At 70.8% G+C, this 15,949-nt stretch carries 10 protein-coding genes; 3 read left to right on the top strand and 7 right to left on the bottom strand.

Annotation, left to right across the window (positions count from 1 at the left end):
- Positions 1 to 27: 27 nt before the first annotated feature.
- From ACYJSS_RS20755 to ACYJSS_RS20730, 6 genes are all read right to left on the bottom strand, one after another.
- A complete protein-coding gene (locus tag ACYJSS_RS20755) occupies positions 28 to 567 on the bottom strand; it encodes an AraC family transcriptional regulator (protein ID WP_236206403.1) in 540 nt (179 codons plus the stop codon).
- Positions 568 to 633: 66 nt separating this feature from the next.
- The gene (locus ACYJSS_RS20750; protein WP_236206402.1) at positions 634 to 6,135 is read right to left on the bottom strand and encodes a trifunctional serine/threonine-protein kinase/ATP-binding protein/sensor histidine kinase; all 5,502 of its coding nucleotides are present in this window, start codon (positions 6,133 to 6,135) and stop codon (positions 634 to 636) included.
- Complete coding sequence (locus ACYJSS_RS20745; RefSeq protein ID WP_373875161.1) at positions 6,132 to 6,497, bottom strand: response regulator transcription factor; 366 nt, start codon at positions 6,495 to 6,497, stop codon at positions 6,132 to 6,134. Before ACYJSS_RS20745 ends, ACYJSS_RS20750 begins: the two co-directional genes overlap by 4 nt.
- 59 nt (positions 6,498 to 6,556) lie before the next feature.
- On the bottom strand, positions 6,557 to 7,549 hold the full coding sequence (locus tag ACYJSS_RS20740) for a response regulator (RefSeq protein ID WP_111262558.1): 993 nt from the start codon (positions 7,547 to 7,549) through the stop codon (positions 6,557 to 6,559).
- Between the two features lie 270 nt (positions 7,550 to 7,819).
- Positions 7,820 to 9,112: an OprD family outer membrane porin gene (locus ACYJSS_RS20735; RefSeq protein WP_373875160.1), complete on the bottom strand. Its 1,293-nt coding sequence runs from the start codon at positions 9,110 to 9,112 to the stop codon at positions 7,820 to 7,822.
- 55 nt (positions 9,113 to 9,167) lie between these two features.
- The gene (locus ACYJSS_RS20730; protein ID WP_236206401.1) at positions 9,168 to 9,821 is read right to left on the bottom strand and encodes a hydrolase; all 654 of its coding nucleotides are present in this window, start codon (positions 9,819 to 9,821) and stop codon (positions 9,168 to 9,170) included.
- A gap of 308 nt (positions 9,822 to 10,129) precedes the next feature.
- Here ACYJSS_RS20730 and ACYJSS_RS20725 point away from each other — a divergent pair, with 308 nt between their 5' ends.
- Entirely contained in the window at positions 10,130 to 10,948 is an 819-nt protein-coding gene (locus ACYJSS_RS20725; protein ID WP_111262512.1) for an alpha/beta fold hydrolase, read from the top strand.
- A 43-nt stretch (positions 10,949 to 10,991) separates the two neighbouring features.
- Here ACYJSS_RS20725 and ACYJSS_RS20720 read toward each other — a convergent pair whose 3' ends face one another.
- Positions 10,992 to 11,864 carry a LysR family transcriptional regulator gene (locus tag ACYJSS_RS20720; RefSeq protein WP_236206400.1) on the bottom strand — a complete coding sequence of 291 codons (873 nt, stop codon included), beginning with the start codon at positions 11,862 to 11,864 and terminating at the stop codon, positions 10,992 to 10,994.
- A 121-nt stretch (positions 11,865 to 11,985) separates the two neighbouring features.
- Between ACYJSS_RS20720 and ACYJSS_RS20715 the strand changes: the two genes are divergently transcribed.
- Positions 11,986 to 13,212, top strand: a complete 1,227-nt coding sequence (locus tag ACYJSS_RS20715) for a YbfB/YjiJ family MFS transporter (protein ID WP_111262510.1) — start codon at positions 11,986 to 11,988, stop codon at positions 13,210 to 13,212.
- Between the two features lie 388 nt (positions 13,213 to 13,600).
- Positions 13,601 to 15,865: a catalase/peroxidase HPI gene (gene katG / locus ACYJSS_RS20710; RefSeq protein WP_111262509.1), complete on the top strand. Its 2,265-nt coding sequence runs from the start codon at positions 13,601 to 13,603 to the stop codon at positions 15,863 to 15,865.
- Positions 15,866 to 15,949: the final 84 nt, after the last annotated feature.

Below are 15,949 nucleotides of genomic sequence, written 5' to 3'. Positions count from 1 at the left end.
TCCGGGTATTACCCCTTGGGGTAGGGCTCAGGCACTGGCGGCCTGGATATCGGGCATGTGGAAGCGCCGCCACTTGTTCGGGGTGGTGCCTTCGAGCCTGTTGAACACGCGGCAGAAGTGCGACTGGTCGGAGAAGCCGCATTCCTGGCTGATCCGCGAGATGGGCATGCCCGGGTTCAGCAGCAGCTCCTTGGCGCGGCGGATGCGGTAGTGCAGTGACCACTCCTGGGGCGACAGCCCGGTGGCCTTCTTGAACGCGCGGGAGAAGTGGCTGCGCGACAGCGCGCACTGCTCGGCCACCTCGGCGATGAACAGCCGCGAGGACAGGCTGCCGGCCATGATCTCCTTGGCCTTGCGCTCCTGCCAGGGCGCCAGGGCGACCCGTTCGCAGCGGGCCGGCAGGGGCGCGCGGTAGCGCTGCAGCAGGTGTTCGCAGAGTTGCAGGCTGGCCTGTTGCAGGGATGGCCCGCTCGCCGGTTCGGGGGCCTGGAGGCTGTCCTTGAGCGACAGCAGCAGTTCGTAGGTGCGGTGGTCGAGGGTGGCGACCGGGGCGGCAAGGTCGGTCATGGCGGCTCTCCTGTGCAAGGTGGCACCAGCCTGCCGCTTCGCTGCCGTCGCGTCCTTTGGGGAGCCTTAAACGTCCTGAATGCGCCCTTCAGCCTCGCCGAGCGCGGGCAGGGTGAAGAAGAACAGGCTTTCCCCATGGCGCCCCTGGGTGGCGCGCAGGGTGCCGCCGTGGGCGGCGACGATGGAGGAGCAGATCGCCAGGCCCATGCCCATGCCGCTCGCCTTGGTGCTGTAGAAGGCCTGGAACACCCGTGCCTGGTCTTCGGCGGCGATGCCGGGGCCGGTGTCTTCCACCGTCACCAGGATCTCCCCACCCACCCGTTGCGAGCCGATGGTCAGCCGCCGCGCGCCCGGTGGCAGGGACTGCATGGCTTCCACCGCATTGGTGATGAGGTTGTGCATGACCTGCTGCAGCTGCACCGCATCCCCCCGGGCGCGGGCGTCGTGGGCCAGCGCCAGGGTCACGCTGACGTGCTTGTCGTGGATGTCGGCCTGGGTGATGGCGAGCACGGAGCGGATCACCTCGTCCACCTGCACGGGCGCGTGGTCGGGAGGCGCCTGGCGGGCGAGGGCGCGCACGGCGGTGACGATGCCCGCCGCACGCTGGCCTTCGGCGAGGATGTCGCGGATGCCTTCCAGGGCGTCGTCGATCTGCGGGCGGGCCCGCTCGAGCCAGCGGATGCTGGCACCGGCATTGGAGAGGATCGAGGCCAGCGGCTGGTTGATTTCGTGGGCGATGGAGGCAGCCAGCTCCCCGAGCACGGTGGCCTGGGCGGTGCGCTCCAGCTCGCTGCGGGCGGTGCGCAGGTCGGTCTCGGTGCGGCGCCGCTCGGTGATGTCGGAGATGACGCCGATGAAGGTCTCGGCGCCGTCGTCGGGTTCGCCGGCCAGCTCCAGGTAGCGTGGGCCACCGTCCAGCTCGAGGGTGCGGAACTCCAGGCGGAAGGCCTCGTGCTGCTCGACGGCGTGGGCGAGGGTGGTGTGGAAGCGCAGGCGGTCGTCGGGGTGTACCAGCAGGGCCGGGTCGTGCAGCGGATCGCCGCCACCGGGCAGCGGCAGCCCCAGTTCCGCCACCAGGCGCCGCGTCCAGGGCGAGGGCTCCTCGGCGGGGCGCCAGACGAAGGTGCTGTAGCGGCTCACCGCCTGGCCGATGGCCATCAGCGCCTGGGTGCGGCGCAGGGTGTCCTCGCCGAGGCGTCGCCTGCGGTTTTCCGCCAGCAGGTCGGTGTACAGGCGCGCGTTGCTCAGGGAGATGGCCGCCTGGGCCGCCAGCAGCTCCAGCACGTCCACCCGCGCCGGCTCGAAGGCCCCGGGCGTCAGGGTGTTCTCCAGGTAGAGCACGCCGATGGTCTCGTTCTGCTTGAGCAGCGGCACGCAGGCCACCGAGGCGCATTCCAGGCGCAGCAGGTAGGGGTCGTCCTCGAAGCGGCGTAGCGCCTCGGTGCCGTCGAGCACCAGCGATTCACGGTGGCGCATCACGTGGGCGACCAGGCTCAGGGGCGCGGCGTCGGTGGCGGTGGGGTTGGCCCGCAGGCGGATGTCGATGCCGCTGGCGTCGGCCAGGCCACTGGCCTCGACCCGCAGCGCCCCGGCATCGGCCAGCAGCAACGCGGCATAGGTGGCACCCGCATGCATGGCGGTGTTGGCCAGCAGGGTCTTGATCAGCGCGTCCGGCTCGATCTCCCGCGACAGGGCCTGGCAGGCGCGGGTGATGGCGACCATGTCCAGCTGCTGCGCGCCCGGCAGCACGACGCCCGGGGGCGGCACGGCGGGTTGCTCACGGAGGAAGGCGTGCTGCGCCTCCAACTGGTCGGCGAGCTTCTTCGCCCCCCAGCGGCGCCAGGCGTCGCGCGCCAGGCGCAGGTGGGTCTGGGCGCCGAACGCCAGGCCGAGGGCGGCGAGGTGGCGCGCCTCCAGCTCGTGGGCCAGGCCGCGGATATGGATGGCACCGCACTGGGTGGCCTTGGCGATGGCGTCCTCGTAGTGCTGCAAGGCCGCCATGTCCTGCCCGCCGATGCGCAGCACCTCGGCTTCGGCCAGGGCCAGGCGGTCGGCGAAATAGCGCGGGTTGGTGCCGGCCCACAGGCGCAGCCGCCCGAGCGGCTGCTCGAAGTCCTGGGCCACGCCGCTGCTGCTCTGCAGTGCGGCGCGGTTGAGCACGGTGAACAGCGCGAGGTCGATCTGGTGGATGTGCACCGGCGCTGCCCAGGTCAGCGCCCAGGCCCGGTCCAGGTGGCCGGCGGCCCGCTCGAAGGCGCCTTCGAGGAAGTGGAACAGCCCTTCGAACAGCTGCCACCAGAAATGCAGCGGCCCCATGCTGCTCTGCGCGACGCGTTCGGCGATGGCCTCCGGGGCGGGAATGGGGATGGGCGTGCCGACCTCGCCGGCCAGGCGGCGGATGTACAGGGCCTGGGTGTAGAGGATGGTCTGCGCGTCGACGAACTCCAGGTTGCGCGCCAGCTCCAGGCCGGAGTCGATCTGCCGCAGCATGCGCTCGATGGGGGCGCCCAGTACCAGCAGGTCGGACACCACATGGGTGTTGGCGTAGCAGGCGAAGCTCGGGGTGCCCTGGGCCAGGCTCTGGCGGTAGGCGGTCTCGGCGCATTCCAGGGCGAAGGGCAGGGGCCGGGTCCAGGCGCTGACCTGGTCCAGCGCCACCAGGGTGGAGATGCGCGCGGAGGCGTAGCCCTCCTGGTCGGCCAGGCGCCGCGCCAGGGCGGTGAGCTCGAAGCCCTCGCGGCAGGCGTCATGGCGCTGGGCGATGCTCACGCCGAGCCAGGCCAGGGCGTGCACCGCGGCGGCGCTCATGCCGTGCTGCAGGCTGAGTTCGAGAAGGCGGCAGGTGCTCAGCAGCATCAGGTTGGGGTGGATGAACGAGCCGGGGATGACGATGCTGGCGAGCAGCTCCAGCGTCGCCAGCAACTGCGGTTCGCGCACCCTGGGCAGGCGTTCTAGGATCGCTGGCGATTGCGCCGAGAGCGCCCGCTCCACGGCTCGCCAGGCCTGCTCGGTCTCCTCGTCGCCGGGGTCCCGGGGCAGCGCGAAACCCAGGGAGGCGAGGCCGTCGATGGCGGTGTGCACCGCCCCGGCGTAGTCGCCGCGCAGGCAGCTGATCTCGCACTTGAGCCTGTGCAGCTCGCAGCGCTCGGTGTGGCCGTCGGCCTTGGCCAGCAGCACGCCGATGCAGGCTTCCGCCGCCGTGTAGTCGGCGCTGAGGATCAGGCACTGGGCGTAGAGCAGCTCCACGGCGCGGCCCAGCGATTCGTGGTGCGGCACCTGCATCCGCAGCAGTTCTGCCGCGTGGTGCAGGTAGGCCAGCGCGGTGGAAGCGGCGGCGGAGGCCTTGGCCAGCCGCGCGGCGTGCATCAGCAGTTCGATGAAGTCCAGGCGGCGGGAGGCGTCCAGGGTCTCGCCGCCGATGGCCAGCACCTGGGTGGCGACGCGGAACACGGCCTCGGGCAGGGCGGCGGCGGGCAGGGCGTCGAGCAGCGCCTGGGCGAACGCCAGGTGCATCGCCTGGCGGGTGGCTTCGGGCAGTTGCGCCCGGGCCGACTCCCACACCGCGTCGTGGGTGAAGGCGAGGCCGTCCTGGTATTCGCCCACCAGCCCCGCCTTGAACGCCGGGCGCAGCAGGTTGAACAGCTGCGGCACGTCGGTGCCGCTGACCAGCGCCAGCGCCTCCGGGGGCGTGTGGTTGCCGAGCAGCGCCAGGCGGCCGAGGGCGCGACGGGTGCGCTCGGGCAGGCGCTCCAGGCGCGAGCGCATCATCGCGGCGACATCGTCGAACAGCGCCGGCGGCGCTTCGGGCCGTTCGCTGCTTTCACGCAGCACGGCGATGGCCTGCGACACGTACAGCGGGTTGCCGTTGCCGCGCTGGCTGAGGCGCCCGGCCAGCAGCGAGCGCTCGGCAGGGTGCAGGTCCAGTTCGCTGGACAGCAGGGTAGCGATCTCGCTGGCCGCCAGCGGGTGCAGGCGCAGCTCCAGGGTGCGCCCGCCCAGGGCGCGGCAACGTTCGATGAACGCCGGCAGGCGGGAGGCTTCGCCGAGCGGCTCGTCGCGGTAGGCGGCGATCAGCAGCAGGTGGTCGAAAAGCGTGGGGCCGAGCTCTTCGAGGAAGGACAGGCTCTCCGGGTCGATCCACTGCACGTCGTCGAGGAACAGGATCAGCGGGTGCTCGGCCCGGGCGATGAGCCCCAGCAGGCGCTGCAGGGTGCCGTGCAGGTGGCGCCGCGCCTCGCTCACCGGTGGCGCACCGGCGCTGCCGAGGGGGCCGGTCAGCCATTCCAGCTCCGGCACCACGCGGGCGGCCAGGTCACCGTGCTCGCCCACGGCATCGCGCAGGCGCCGGCCCCAGCGCTTCACGTCTTCCGGCGACTCGCCCACCAGCCGCGCGAACAGCGAGGACAGCGCCGAGGCGAGCACCGCGTAGGGCAGGTTGTGCCGGGCCTGCTCGCACTTGCCGTTGGCGAACAGCAGGGTGTCGGCCGGCAGGTTGCGCCACAGGTGGCGCACCAGGGTGGTCTTGCCGATGCCGGGCTCGCCCTCGATCAGCAGGGCGCCGCCGCACCCCCGCTGCAGGCGGCGCACGGCGGCATGCAGGGTCTGCAGTTCGGCTTCACGGCCCACCAGCGGTGCGCTCGGCCGGCGGCCGGGGGAGCTGTCGCGCTGGGCGTCGGAGCGGCCGATGCTGCCCAGCTCGCGCCATTCGTTGAGGAAGCGGCGCAACTCGGCTTCCAGCGCCAGGGCCGACTCGGGGCGCTTCTCCGGCTGCTTGTGCAGCAGCCAGGCGACCAGCTCTTCCAGCGCGGCGGGCAGCCCCGGACGCCAGCGGGCGATGGCGGGGGCGGGCACGGCCACGTGCATGTGCAGCCACTGCACCGGGTCGCTGGCGTTGAAGGGCAGGTGGCCGGTGAGCAGCCGGTAGAAGGTCACGCCCAGGGCGTACAGGTCGCCGCGCTGGGAGCCGGGAGCGCCGGGGCGGCCGGCCCGCTCCGGGGCGAGGTAGGCGAGGCTGCTGTCGGTGCTGTGCAGGGGGGCGTCCGGGCAGCCTTCGCCCAGCACGGCGAAGGCGAAGCCGGTGAGGCGGATTTCGCCGTCGCTGCCGAGGAAGAGGTTCTCCGGGCGGATGTCGCGGTGCACGAGCCCGCGACGGTGCGCCTGGGCCAGGGCGCTGGCGGCGGCGACCGCCACGCGCAGGAAACGCTCCACCGAGAGCGCCCCCATGATCAGGCCGGACAGTGGGCGGCCATCCTGGTCGTCGAGCAGCAGCGCGGGGCCGCGCGGCGTCGTCAGCAGGGCCAGCGGCGGTACGGCCCAGGCGGCGTCCAGGCAGGGCGCCATGGCGTATTCGCGGTCCAGCCGGGCCTGCTCCCTGGCGCAGGCGCGAGGGCCGGCGCCGACCAGCAGCCAGCGCCGCTGCGAGGTGGCGTCATGCAGGCGCCAACGGGTCAGGCCATCGTGCTCGTCGATACGCTCCCAGCGCGCCCGGGCCACCCGCTCTTCGTCGAAGGCGAGCAGGTCGTCGGCGTCCCCCTGGCGGGCGATGGCGGCGCGCGGCGGTGGCGTCATGGCTGCCCCAGCAGCGCTTCGCCGATGGCCGCCAGCAGCACCTCGGCGGTGAAGGGCTTGGCGATGAAACCCACTGCGCCCTGTTGCCGCGCGAGGCCGATGGCCTGCTCGCTGGCGCGGGCCGACATGCAGATCACCGGCACCCTGCTGCCCCGGGCGTTGAGGCTGCGCTGCACGTCCTGGCCCTGCAGGCCGGGCATGCACAGGTCGAGCAGCACGCAGTCGGCCTGCTCCTTCCAGGGGGAGGCGAGGAAGCTCTCGCCGGACTGGAAGCAGACCGGGCTGTAGCCCTCGGATTTGAGGAGGTTGGCGACGCCCTTGCGGACTGAAGGGTCGTCGTCGATCACACACACGACGCGCATGCTGGGCCTTGGACGGTGGGAGGAAGGGGGCGCCACCGACAGCATGTCCGCGAGCCCTTTCAAGCCTGCGGATCGCTGCGTTGATGCGGCTCGGGAAGCCTGCCGAGCATCTTACCCACCAGCAGCAGGTCCACCAGCGTGCGTGTGCCCAGTTTTGTCATGATGTGCTTTTTGTGCACCTTGACCGTCACTTCCTGAAGCCCCAGTCGCGCCGCGATTTCCTTGTTCATGCAGCCTTCCAGGAGCAGCAGGAACACCTCCTGCTCGCGCGGCGTCAGCCCCGCGTAGCGCTCGCGCGCAGCGGCCAGGCGACGGCTTTCGGCGTGCCGCGCGGCCGCCTGGCGCATCGCCTCGTGCACGTTGCCGAGCAACTGCCGCTCATCGAAGGGCTTGGTCAGGAAGCCCTCGGCGCCGGCCTTGATCGCCCGCACCGACATGTCGATGGTGCCGAAGCCGGTCATGAAGACGATGGGCAGCGGTGCCTCGCGGCGGATCAGCTCGGCCTGCAGGTCGAAGCCGCTGCCCTGGCTCAGGCGCACGTCCAGCAGCAGGCAGCCCGGCAGGGTGAAGTCGCAGTGGCCGAGGAAGGCCTCCGCCGACTCGTGGCCGATGGCGCTGATGCCCGCCGACCGCAGCTGGCGCACCAGGGCCGCGCGTACGGCGGGCTCGTCGTCCACCACATGGACATGGACCTTCGGCAGCTCCTCGCCGGGGGGGTAGGCGTCGGCGGCGTTGGCTTCGGTGCCCACCGACACGCGGGTGATCTGCGCCAGGTTCAGGCGGTAGCCGCGCCCGGGGATGGTCTCCAGCATCTGGCGGTCCAGCCCCAGGGCCTTGCGCAGGGTGGAAACGTGCACCTGCAGGTTGTTCTCCTCGACCACGGTGTCCGGCCAGATGCTGCGGATCAGCTCGTCCTTGGTCACCAGCCGGTTGGGCGCCGCCAGCAGCGCCTCGAGGACATCGAATGCGCGGCTGCCGAGGCGGACCGGGGCGTCCTCGTGGAAGGCTTCGCGCCGCTCCAGCGACACCCATGCGTTGCCTAGACGGATCATGCTCATGCCTGTGCGTGGGGTTCGTGTGACCGGCCGGCCCGGCTCGGGCGGCCACGGGGCAGTCAATCACAGGTGGCGGGGCGGCTCCTTGTACAGGAGTGCTGAGTGCTTTCCCCGCAAGAGCGAATTGATTGGCGATGGGCCGCCACCGGCCACGTCGGACCGACCCGGGATGCAGGGTGGGCCACGCGCCATCGGTCCACCATCCGGGGTCATGCAGGGCCCCGCTGGTGGAAGGGAAGGCGCCCTTCATCCTGTACAGCGGGCGTGTCAGAGGCTGCCGCCCAGCGGGTATTCGACGATCAGGTAGAGGCGGTCGATGTCGGCGCCGGCCTGGGCGTCGTTGGCGCGGTGGGTGACGTGGGCGAGGCTGAGGGCGAGATCGCGGGCGGGGCCGGATTGCAGGGTGTAGCGCAGGTCGAGATCACGCTCCCAGTGGCGGCCGCCGCTGCCCTGCTGGGGCTGGAAGCGGCCGCTGGCATCGTCGAACGGGGCGTAGGCGCCGCCTTGCGGGGCGTGGCTGCCGTCGATGCCGCTGCCGCGCACGTAGCGGGCCGAGAGGGTGAGGCCGGGCCAGCCTGCGGCGCTGGCGTCCCATTGATAGCGCGCCTGCCAGGAGCGTTCGCCGGGGCCGTTGAAGTCGCCGTACTTGATGGAGTTGGCCAGGTAGATGGAGTCGCCGCCGACGAAGTCGAAGGGTGTGTCGCCCTCGACCTTCTGGTAGGCCAGGCTCAGCGCGTGGCTGCCCAGGGCGAGGCGGCCCAGCAGGCTGTAGGCGAGGGTGTCGATGCGCCCGGCCCGCCGCTCGCCGGTGTCGCGGGTGCGGTAGAGGTTGGCGTCCAGGGCGAGGTCGCCGAGGCGGCCGTTGAGGTTGGCGTAGGCCTGGCGCCAGGTGTCATCCAGTTGCGAGGCGTAGAGCGCGCCGCCGAGGGGGGAGCCGGCCGGTGCCCACCGGGCGCCGGCGAGGCTGATGCCGCCGTGGCGGGTACTGGCGCCGTAGCCGTCGAAGTCATCGTGGCCGGAGCTGGCGGCCTGGTTCCTGAACGCGGTGAAGCGCCCGGCCTGTAGGCGCAGCGCCTCCAGGGCCTGGCTGTCGAGGAACCAGCCGGTGGCGTATTCGGGTTGCAGGCGCTTGTCGGCGGTATCAAAGACCGGGGTTTCCACGGTCATCTCGCCGACCCGCAGCAGGGTGTCGGCGAAGGACAGCCTGAGCGCGCCGCCGGCGCTGGCGTACTCGCGCTCGCTGGCGCCGTCGCTGTCCAGGGGCAGCAGGCCGGTGCCCGCGTGGCCGCGCCCGCCGTCGAGCTTGAGGCCGAGGAAGGCGTGCAGGTCGACGCCGAGGCCGAGGGGGCCCGGTGTGAGGGCCGACTCCAGGTTGGCGATGAAGCCCTGGGCCCATTCGCGGCGGTAGGCCTGCCCGGAAGGCGAGGTGGAGCGGAATTCGTTGTCCAGCAGGTAGTTGCGCGCCAGCAGCGACCAGTCGGCGAGCGGCGTGGTGTCGGCGTGCACGGGGCTGCCGGCCAGCAGCAGGAGGCCGGCGAGGGTTCGGGGGGCGTAGGTCACCTGGCGCCCTCTGTGGCGGAGGTGGGGGGGGCGGCAGCGCCGCCCCCCGGGTGCATCAGTGGCCTTCGGAGGCGTTGAACATGGTCTTGGCGTAGATCAGGCCGAGGCCGTAGGCGCCACCGTGTTCGATGGAGGTCTTCACGGTCTGGTCGTAGGTTTCGCCACGGGCCCAGTCGCGTTGCAGTTCGAGCAGGTACTGCAGCGAGGTCATGGGGCGGGCGCCGAGCTGGATCATGCGTTGCAGGGCCATCTCGTGGGCTTCGTCGGAGACGTCGCCGCAGGCGTCGGCGATGACGTAGACCTCGAAGCCCTGATCCAGCGCGGAGAGGGCCGGGCCGACGATGCAGACGGAGGTCCAGAGGCCGGCGAGGACGATCTTGTTCTTGCCCAGGCGGTTCACTTCCACGGCGATGCGCGGGTCTTCCCAGGTGTTCATGGTGGTGCGGTCGATCACCTCGTGCTCGGGGAACACCGACTTGATCTCGTCGAAGATCGGCCCCGAGAAGCTCTTCTCGGCGACGGTGGTGAGGATGGTGGCGACGCCGAATTCCCGGGCGGCCTTGGACACCAGGGCGGCGTTGTTGCGCAGGGTCACCGCGTCGATGGATTGGGTGGCGAAGGACATCTGCGACTGGTGGTCGATGAGGATCAGGGTGTGGTCCAGCGGGTTGAGCAGGGTCTTGCCCGGAACGGCGGAAGCGGTGGCCATGGAGGTCTCCTCGTGGATGGCGATACGACGATGATCGCCGGCGGACACCGGCGAAGCTCGAACCACTATGGCAAAGCCGCCGGTGCCGATATTGCACCGGTGTGCTGAGCTGTTGTGCGCGCCGCAATGCGCGTTGCAGAGCCGTTGGCGCCTGCTCGGCAGGCAACTTCTCAGGGGCGTTGCCAGTGCAGCACATGCGTGCAATCCCGCTGTCCGATGGCGGTGGATAGTGGTGGTCTCGACGGCTGCCAATGACCTGTCGACACCCATCGATGACGATTCCAACCCACGCTCAACTGGAGGTTTGCATGACGACGTTCGTGACCCGTGACGGCACCGAGATCTATTACAAGGACTGGGGCAGCGGCAAGCCCGTGCTGTTCAGCCATGGCTGGCCGCTGGATGCCGACATGTGGGAATACCAGATGCAGTACCTGAGCAGCCGCGGCTACCGCACCATCGCCTTCGACCGCCGTGGCTTCGGTCGTTCCAGCCAGCCGTGGAGCGGCTACGACTACGACACCTTCGCCGACGACATCGCCCAGCTGATCGAGCACCTGGACCTGCACGAGGTGACCCTGGTGGGCTTCTCCATGGGCGGTGGCGACGTCAGCCGCTACATCGGCCGCCACGGCACCGGGCGGGTCGCCAGGCTGGCGCTGCTGGGCGCGGTGACGCCGATCTTCGGCAAGACCGCCGACCATCCGCTGGGTGTGGAGCAGGCCGTGTTCGATGGCATCAAGGACGGCCTGCTGAAGGACCGCGCGCAGTTCATCGCCGACTTCGCCGCGCCCTTCTACGGCATCAACCATGGCCAGCAGGTTTCCCAGGGCGTGCTCACCCAGACCCTGAACATCGCCCTGCTGGCCTCGCTCAAGGGCACCCTCGATTGCGTGACCGCCTTCGCCGGCACCGACTTCCGCGGCGACTTGGCCAAGGTCGACGTGCCGACCCTGGTGATCCACGGCGACGACGACCAGATCGTGCCGCTGGAGGCCACCGGCAAGCTGGCGGCGGAATCGATCCCCGGTGCGCTGCTCAAGGTCTACGCAGGCGCCCCCCATGGCTTCGCCGTGACCCACGCGCAGCAGCTGAACGAGGACCTGCTGGCGTTCCTCGCGCAGTGACCGCGCGTCCGGCCGCCCGCAGGGGTGGCCGGCCCACGGGGCTTCAGTCCGTCGCCGTGGCGAAGGCCTCGGCGATGGCGTCGATCACCACCCGCACCCGCGCGGTATGGCGCACGTCCTTGTGCGTCACCAGCCAGACGTCGTAGGGGCGGATCTCGCGTTCCTCCCACACCCGCACCAGTCCATCGCGCGCGCCGAGCGGCAGGGGTATCTCGCCCAGCCCCAGGCCACTGGCGACGGCATGGCGCACCATCAGGCCCGAGGTGCAGGTGATGGCGATGCGGCCGTTGCCGATGGGCTCGGACGCCAGGGTCACGTCCTTGCCGCTGTCCAGGTAGGGCTGGTAGAGCACCAGGTCGTGGCCGGCGAAGGACGCCCCCGGTTCGGGGGTGCCATGTGCCTGCAGGTAACCCGCCGTGGCGAACAGGCCCGCGCTCCAGCGCGCCACCCGGCGTACCACCAGGTCGGGGTTGTCCGGCTTCTGGTTGCGCACGGCGATGTCCGCTTCGCGCTTGGTCAGGTTGAGCATCTGCGTCGAGGCCTGCAGCTGCACTTCGATGTTCGGGTGCTCCAGGCGCATGCGTGCCATGGCCGGGATGATGAAGTCGGTGGCGAAGGACTCGGTGGTGGTGACCCGCACCACGCCGGCCAGGCGGTCGTCCATGCCGAGGATGCGCCGCTGCAGGTCGGCGGCGGAGGCTTCCATGTCCAGGGCGGCGGCCATCGCCACCTCGCCGGCGGCGGTCAGGGCGTAGCCTGCCGAGGTGCGCAGGAACAGCGTGGCGCCCAGGGACTGTTCCAGCGAGGCGAGCCGGCGGCCGACGGTGGCCTGGTCGACGACCAGCGCGCGGGCGGCGCCGCGCAACGTCTGTTCGCGGCACAGGGCGAGGAAGATGCGGGCGTCGTCCCAGTTCATCCGGGGCTCCTGCTTGATGCAAAAATGCATGGCTGTGGTTGGAAAACGCTGCATTATTTCATCTTTCCACCGGCTTATCCTCCTCTCATCGCGACGCCGTCACGTCACCCGAGAGGTCATCATGGATTCCGCCCCGTCACTCGCATCCTCCCGCCGCTCGCCCTGGTTGCCCATCTGGGCGGGCATGTGCGCCAGCCTGGTGGGTATCGGGCTCGCCCGGTTCGCCTATACACCGCTGGTGCCCGCGCTGATCGAGGCGCACTGGTTTTCCGCCTCGGCGGTGTTCTACCTCGGCGCGGCGAACCTCGCGGGCTACCTGGTCGGTGCCCTGGCCGGTCGGCCGCTGGCCCGGCGCTTCTCCAGCCCCGCCGTGCTACGCGCGATGATGCTGCTGGTGACCCTGTCGTTCTTCGCCTGCGCGGTGCCCTTGTCCCTGGGCTGGTTCTTCGCCTGGCGGCTGTTCTCCGGCATTTCCGGTGGCGTGATCATGGTGCTGGCCGCCAGTACCATCCTGCCGCGGGTGCCGCCGCAGCGCCGGGGCCTGGCGGGGGGCGCGATCTTTCTCGGCCTGGGCCTGGGCATCGCCGGCTCCGGGACCCTGGTGCCGCTGCTGCTGTCTTCCGGCCTGCGCCAGGCCTGGGTCGGGCTCGGCGCGGTGGCGGCGTTGCTGACGCTGTCCAGCTGGTGGGCCTGGCCTCGCGAGGGGGCGCACCTGGCCGACGTGGCGCCGTCGCCCGCACCCGGTGGCGCAGGCGGCGTCCACCTGCTGTTCGCGCAGTACGCGCTGATGGCGGTCGGCCTGGTGGCGCCGATGATGTTCCTGGTGGACTACGTGAGCCGCAGCCTGGGGGCCGGCCACCACGCCGGGGCGCTGCTGTGGACGCTGTACGGCCTGGGGGCGACGCTCGGACCTGTGGTGTACGGCTTCCTCGCCGACCACCTGGGCGCGCGCAGGGCCATCCGCCTGGTGCTGGCGGTGCAGGCCGTCGCCCTCGGCGTGCTGCTGGAGTCCGGCGACCTGCGCGTGCTGGCTGCGGCGGCGCTGCTGATCGGCTCCTTCCCGCCGGGCATCGTGCCGCTGGCCCTGGCGCGGGTGCACCAGCTGGTGGCCGACCACCCTCGGCAGACCGCCACCTGGAGCCGCGCGACGGTGTCCTTCGCCACCTTCCAGGCGCTGGCCGGCTATGGCTACTCGATGTTGTTCTCGGCGAGCGGCGGCAGGTATCAGGCGCTGTTCGCCGTCGCCCTGGGCGCCATCGTCCTGGCGCTGCTCCTGGATCTGTCGCTGGCACTGAAGGCGCGCGTGGGGTTGCGGTTCGCGCAACGGGCGGGGAGCGGGGCGGCCTGAGGGACCCGTGGCGAAAAAAGCACAACGGCACAATTTCCCGGCGCCGCGACGGCCCACCATCTGCACGCCGGTGGCCGCTCGTCGGCACCCGGCCCAAGGCCCTACTTCACGGGGCGCAACGGCTGAAAGAGCCAGACTATCGACCTTCAATGCTGCCTCTATTAGACCTCCTCCAATGGAGGTCTAGTCTTGCTCTAGCGTTGGGCTCGGTCCCGCGCCAGACCTGATGAAGGGATAACAACAGAGCCCTGCTGCCCGCTGTTGGAACATCGCTGCACCGTGCATCCGTGGAACCGTGCGATCCGTCGACCGCCACTCCGCAGACGGCGGCCGGCGCGACCGTTCCGACCCCGGGCAGAGGGGCACACGCGACCCGAGGTGGATCCAGATGTCGACCGAATCGAAATGCCCGTTCAACCATGCCGCTGGCGGCGGCACCAGCAACCGTGACTGGTGGCCGAAGCAACTGAACCTGAAGATCCTCCACCAGCATTCCTCCCTGTCCGATCCGATGGACCCGGACTTCGACTACGCCAAGGCCTTCAAGAGCCTCGACTTCCAGGCGGTGAAGCGCGACCTGCACGCGCTGATGACCGATTCCCAGGACTGGTGGCCCGCCGACTTCGGCCACTACGGTCCGCTCTTCGTGCGCATGGCCTGGCACAGCGCCGGCACCTACCGCACCGGCGACGGCCGTGGCGGCGCGGGCACCGGCCAGCAACGCTTCGCCCCGCTCAACAGCTGGCCGGACAACGTCAGCCTGGACAAGGCGCGCCGGCTGATCTGGCCGATCAAGCAGAAGTACGGGCGCAACCTGTCCTGGGCCGACCTGATCGTGCTCACCGGCAACGTCGCCCTGGAGTCCATGGGCTTCAAGACCTTCGGCTTCTCCGGCGGCCGCCCCGATGTGTGGGAGCCGGACGAGGACGTCTACTGGGGCACCGAGACCGTCTGGCTGGGCGGTGACGAGCGCTATGGCAACACCAGGGCGGTGCAGGAGCCGGGCGACGGCACCCTGGTGGCCGAGCCCGGCAAGCACGGCCAGGAAGAGAGCCGCACCGGCCAGGGCCAGCGCAACCTGGAGAACCCCCTGGCCGCCGTGCAGATGGGCCTGATCTACGTGAACCCGGAAGGCCCCGAAGGCAACCCGGACCCGGTGGCCTCCGCGCGGGACATCCGCGAGACCTTCGGCCGCATGGCCATGAACGACGAGGAGACCGTGGCGCTGATCGCTGGTGGCCACGCCTTCGGCAAGACCCACGGCGCCGGCCCGGCCGACAACGTCGGGCCCGAGCCCGAAGCGGCCGGCCTGGAGGAACAGGGCCTGGGCTGGAGGAACGCCTTCGGCAGCGGCAAGGGCGGCGACACCATCACCAGCGGCCTGGAGGTGACCTGGACCTCGACGCCCACGCGCTGGAGCAACGAATACCTGGAGAACCTCTTCGGCTACGAGTGGGAGCTGACCAAGAGCCCGGCCGGCGCGCACCAGTGGCGGCCCAAGGGTGGCGCCGGCGACGGCAAGATCCCCGACGCCCACGACCCGGCCAAGCGCCGTGCGCCCTCGATGCTCACCTCCGACCTGGCGTTGCGCTTCGACCCGGCCTACGAGCAGATCTCGCGGCGCTTCCTGGCCAACCCGGACCAGCTCGCCGACGCCTTCGCCCGCGCCTGGTACAAGCTGATCCACCGCGACATGGGCCCGATGGCCCGCTACCTGGGCCCGGAGCTGCCCGCCGAGGAACTGCTGTGGCAGGACCCGATCCCGGCCGTCGACCACCCGCTGGTGGACGACGCCGACGTCGCCGCGCTCAAGGCCAAGGTGCTGGGCTCGGGGCTCTCGGTGTCGCAACTGGTGTCCACCGCCTGGGCCGCGGCCTCGTGCTTCCGTGGTTCGGACAAGCGTGGCGGCGCCAACGGCGGGCGCCTGCGCCTGGAGCCCCAGCGTTCGTGGGAAGCCAACCAGCCGGAGCAGCTGAAGAACGTACTGGCCGTGCTCGAGAGCATCCAGGCGCAGTTCAACGCGGCCCAGGCCGGTGGCAAGAAGATCTCCCTGGCCGACCTGATCGTCCTGGCCGGTGGCGCCGGCGTCGAGCTGGCGGCGAAGAACGCCGGGCACAGCATCACCGTGCCGTTCTCGCCGGGGCGCATGGACGCCTCCCAGGAGCAGACCGACGTCGAGTCCTTCGGCTTCCTCGAGCCCATCGCCGACGGCTTCCGCAACTACCTCAAGGGGCACTACAGCGTCTCCGCCGAGGAGCTGCTGGTGGACAAGGCGCAGCTGCTGACCCTCACCGCGCCGGAGATGACCGTGCTGGTCGGCGGCCTGCGCGTGCTCGGTGCCAACGTCGGACAGAGCAGGCACGGCGTGTTCACCCAGCGCCCGGAAACCCTGACCAACGACTTCTTCACCCACCTGCTGGACATGGGCGTGGAGTGGAAGCCGGCCTCGGCGAACAGCTACGAGGGGCGCGACCGCAAGACCGGCGAGCTGAAGTGGACCGGCACCCGCGTCGACCTGGTGTTCGGCTCCCACGCCCAGCTGCGTGCCATCGCCGAGGTGTATGCCAGCGCCGATGCCGGGGACAAGTTCGTCAAGGACTTCGTCGCCGCCTGGACCAAGGTGATGAACCTCGACCGCTTCGACCTGCGCTGAACACCGCCAGGGCCTGACCACGACGCCTCCTTCGGGAGGCGTCGTGCATTGCGGGGCATCGCAGTGCGGCATGGGGGGCATGCG

It is taken from the genome of Pseudomonas sp. No.21, from assembly GCF_054558415.1.
The sequence above is the reverse complement of the archived record's forward strand: the minus strand, read 5'-3'. Positions and strand labels throughout refer to the sequence as shown.

Coding starts and splice junctions, on each gene's coding strand:
- ACYJSS_RS20715 (WP_111262510.1), top strand. CDS start 11,986: ATGGATTCCGCCCCGTCACTCGCATCCTCCCGCCGCTCGCCCTGGTTG.
- ACYJSS_RS20720 (WP_236206400.1), bottom strand. CDS start 11,864: ATGAACTGGGACGACGCCCGCATCTTCCTCGCCCTGTGCCGCGAACAG.
- katG (WP_111262509.1), top strand. CDS start 13,601: ATGTCGACCGAATCGAAATGCCCGTTCAACCATGCCGCTGGCGGCGGC.
- ACYJSS_RS20755 (WP_236206403.1), bottom strand. CDS start 567: ATGACCGACCTTGCCGCCCCGGTCGCCACCCTCGACCACCGCACCTAC.
- ACYJSS_RS20745 (WP_373875161.1), bottom strand. CDS start 6,497: ATGCGCGTCGTGTGTGTGATCGACGACGACCCTTCAGTCCGCAAGGGC.
- ACYJSS_RS20730 (WP_236206401.1), bottom strand. CDS start 9,821: ATGGCCACCGCTTCCGCCGTTCCGGGCAAGACCCTGCTCAACCCGCTG.
- ACYJSS_RS20740 (WP_111262558.1), bottom strand. CDS start 7,549: ATGATCCGTCTAGGCAACGCATGGGTGTCGCTGGAGCGGCGCGAAGCC.
- ACYJSS_RS20750 (WP_236206402.1), bottom strand. CDS start 6,135: ATGACGCCACCGCCGCGCGCCGCCATCGCCCGCCAGGGGGACGCCGAC.
- ACYJSS_RS20725 (WP_111262512.1), top strand. CDS start 10,130: ATGACGACGTTCGTGACCCGTGACGGCACCGAGATCTATTACAAGGAC.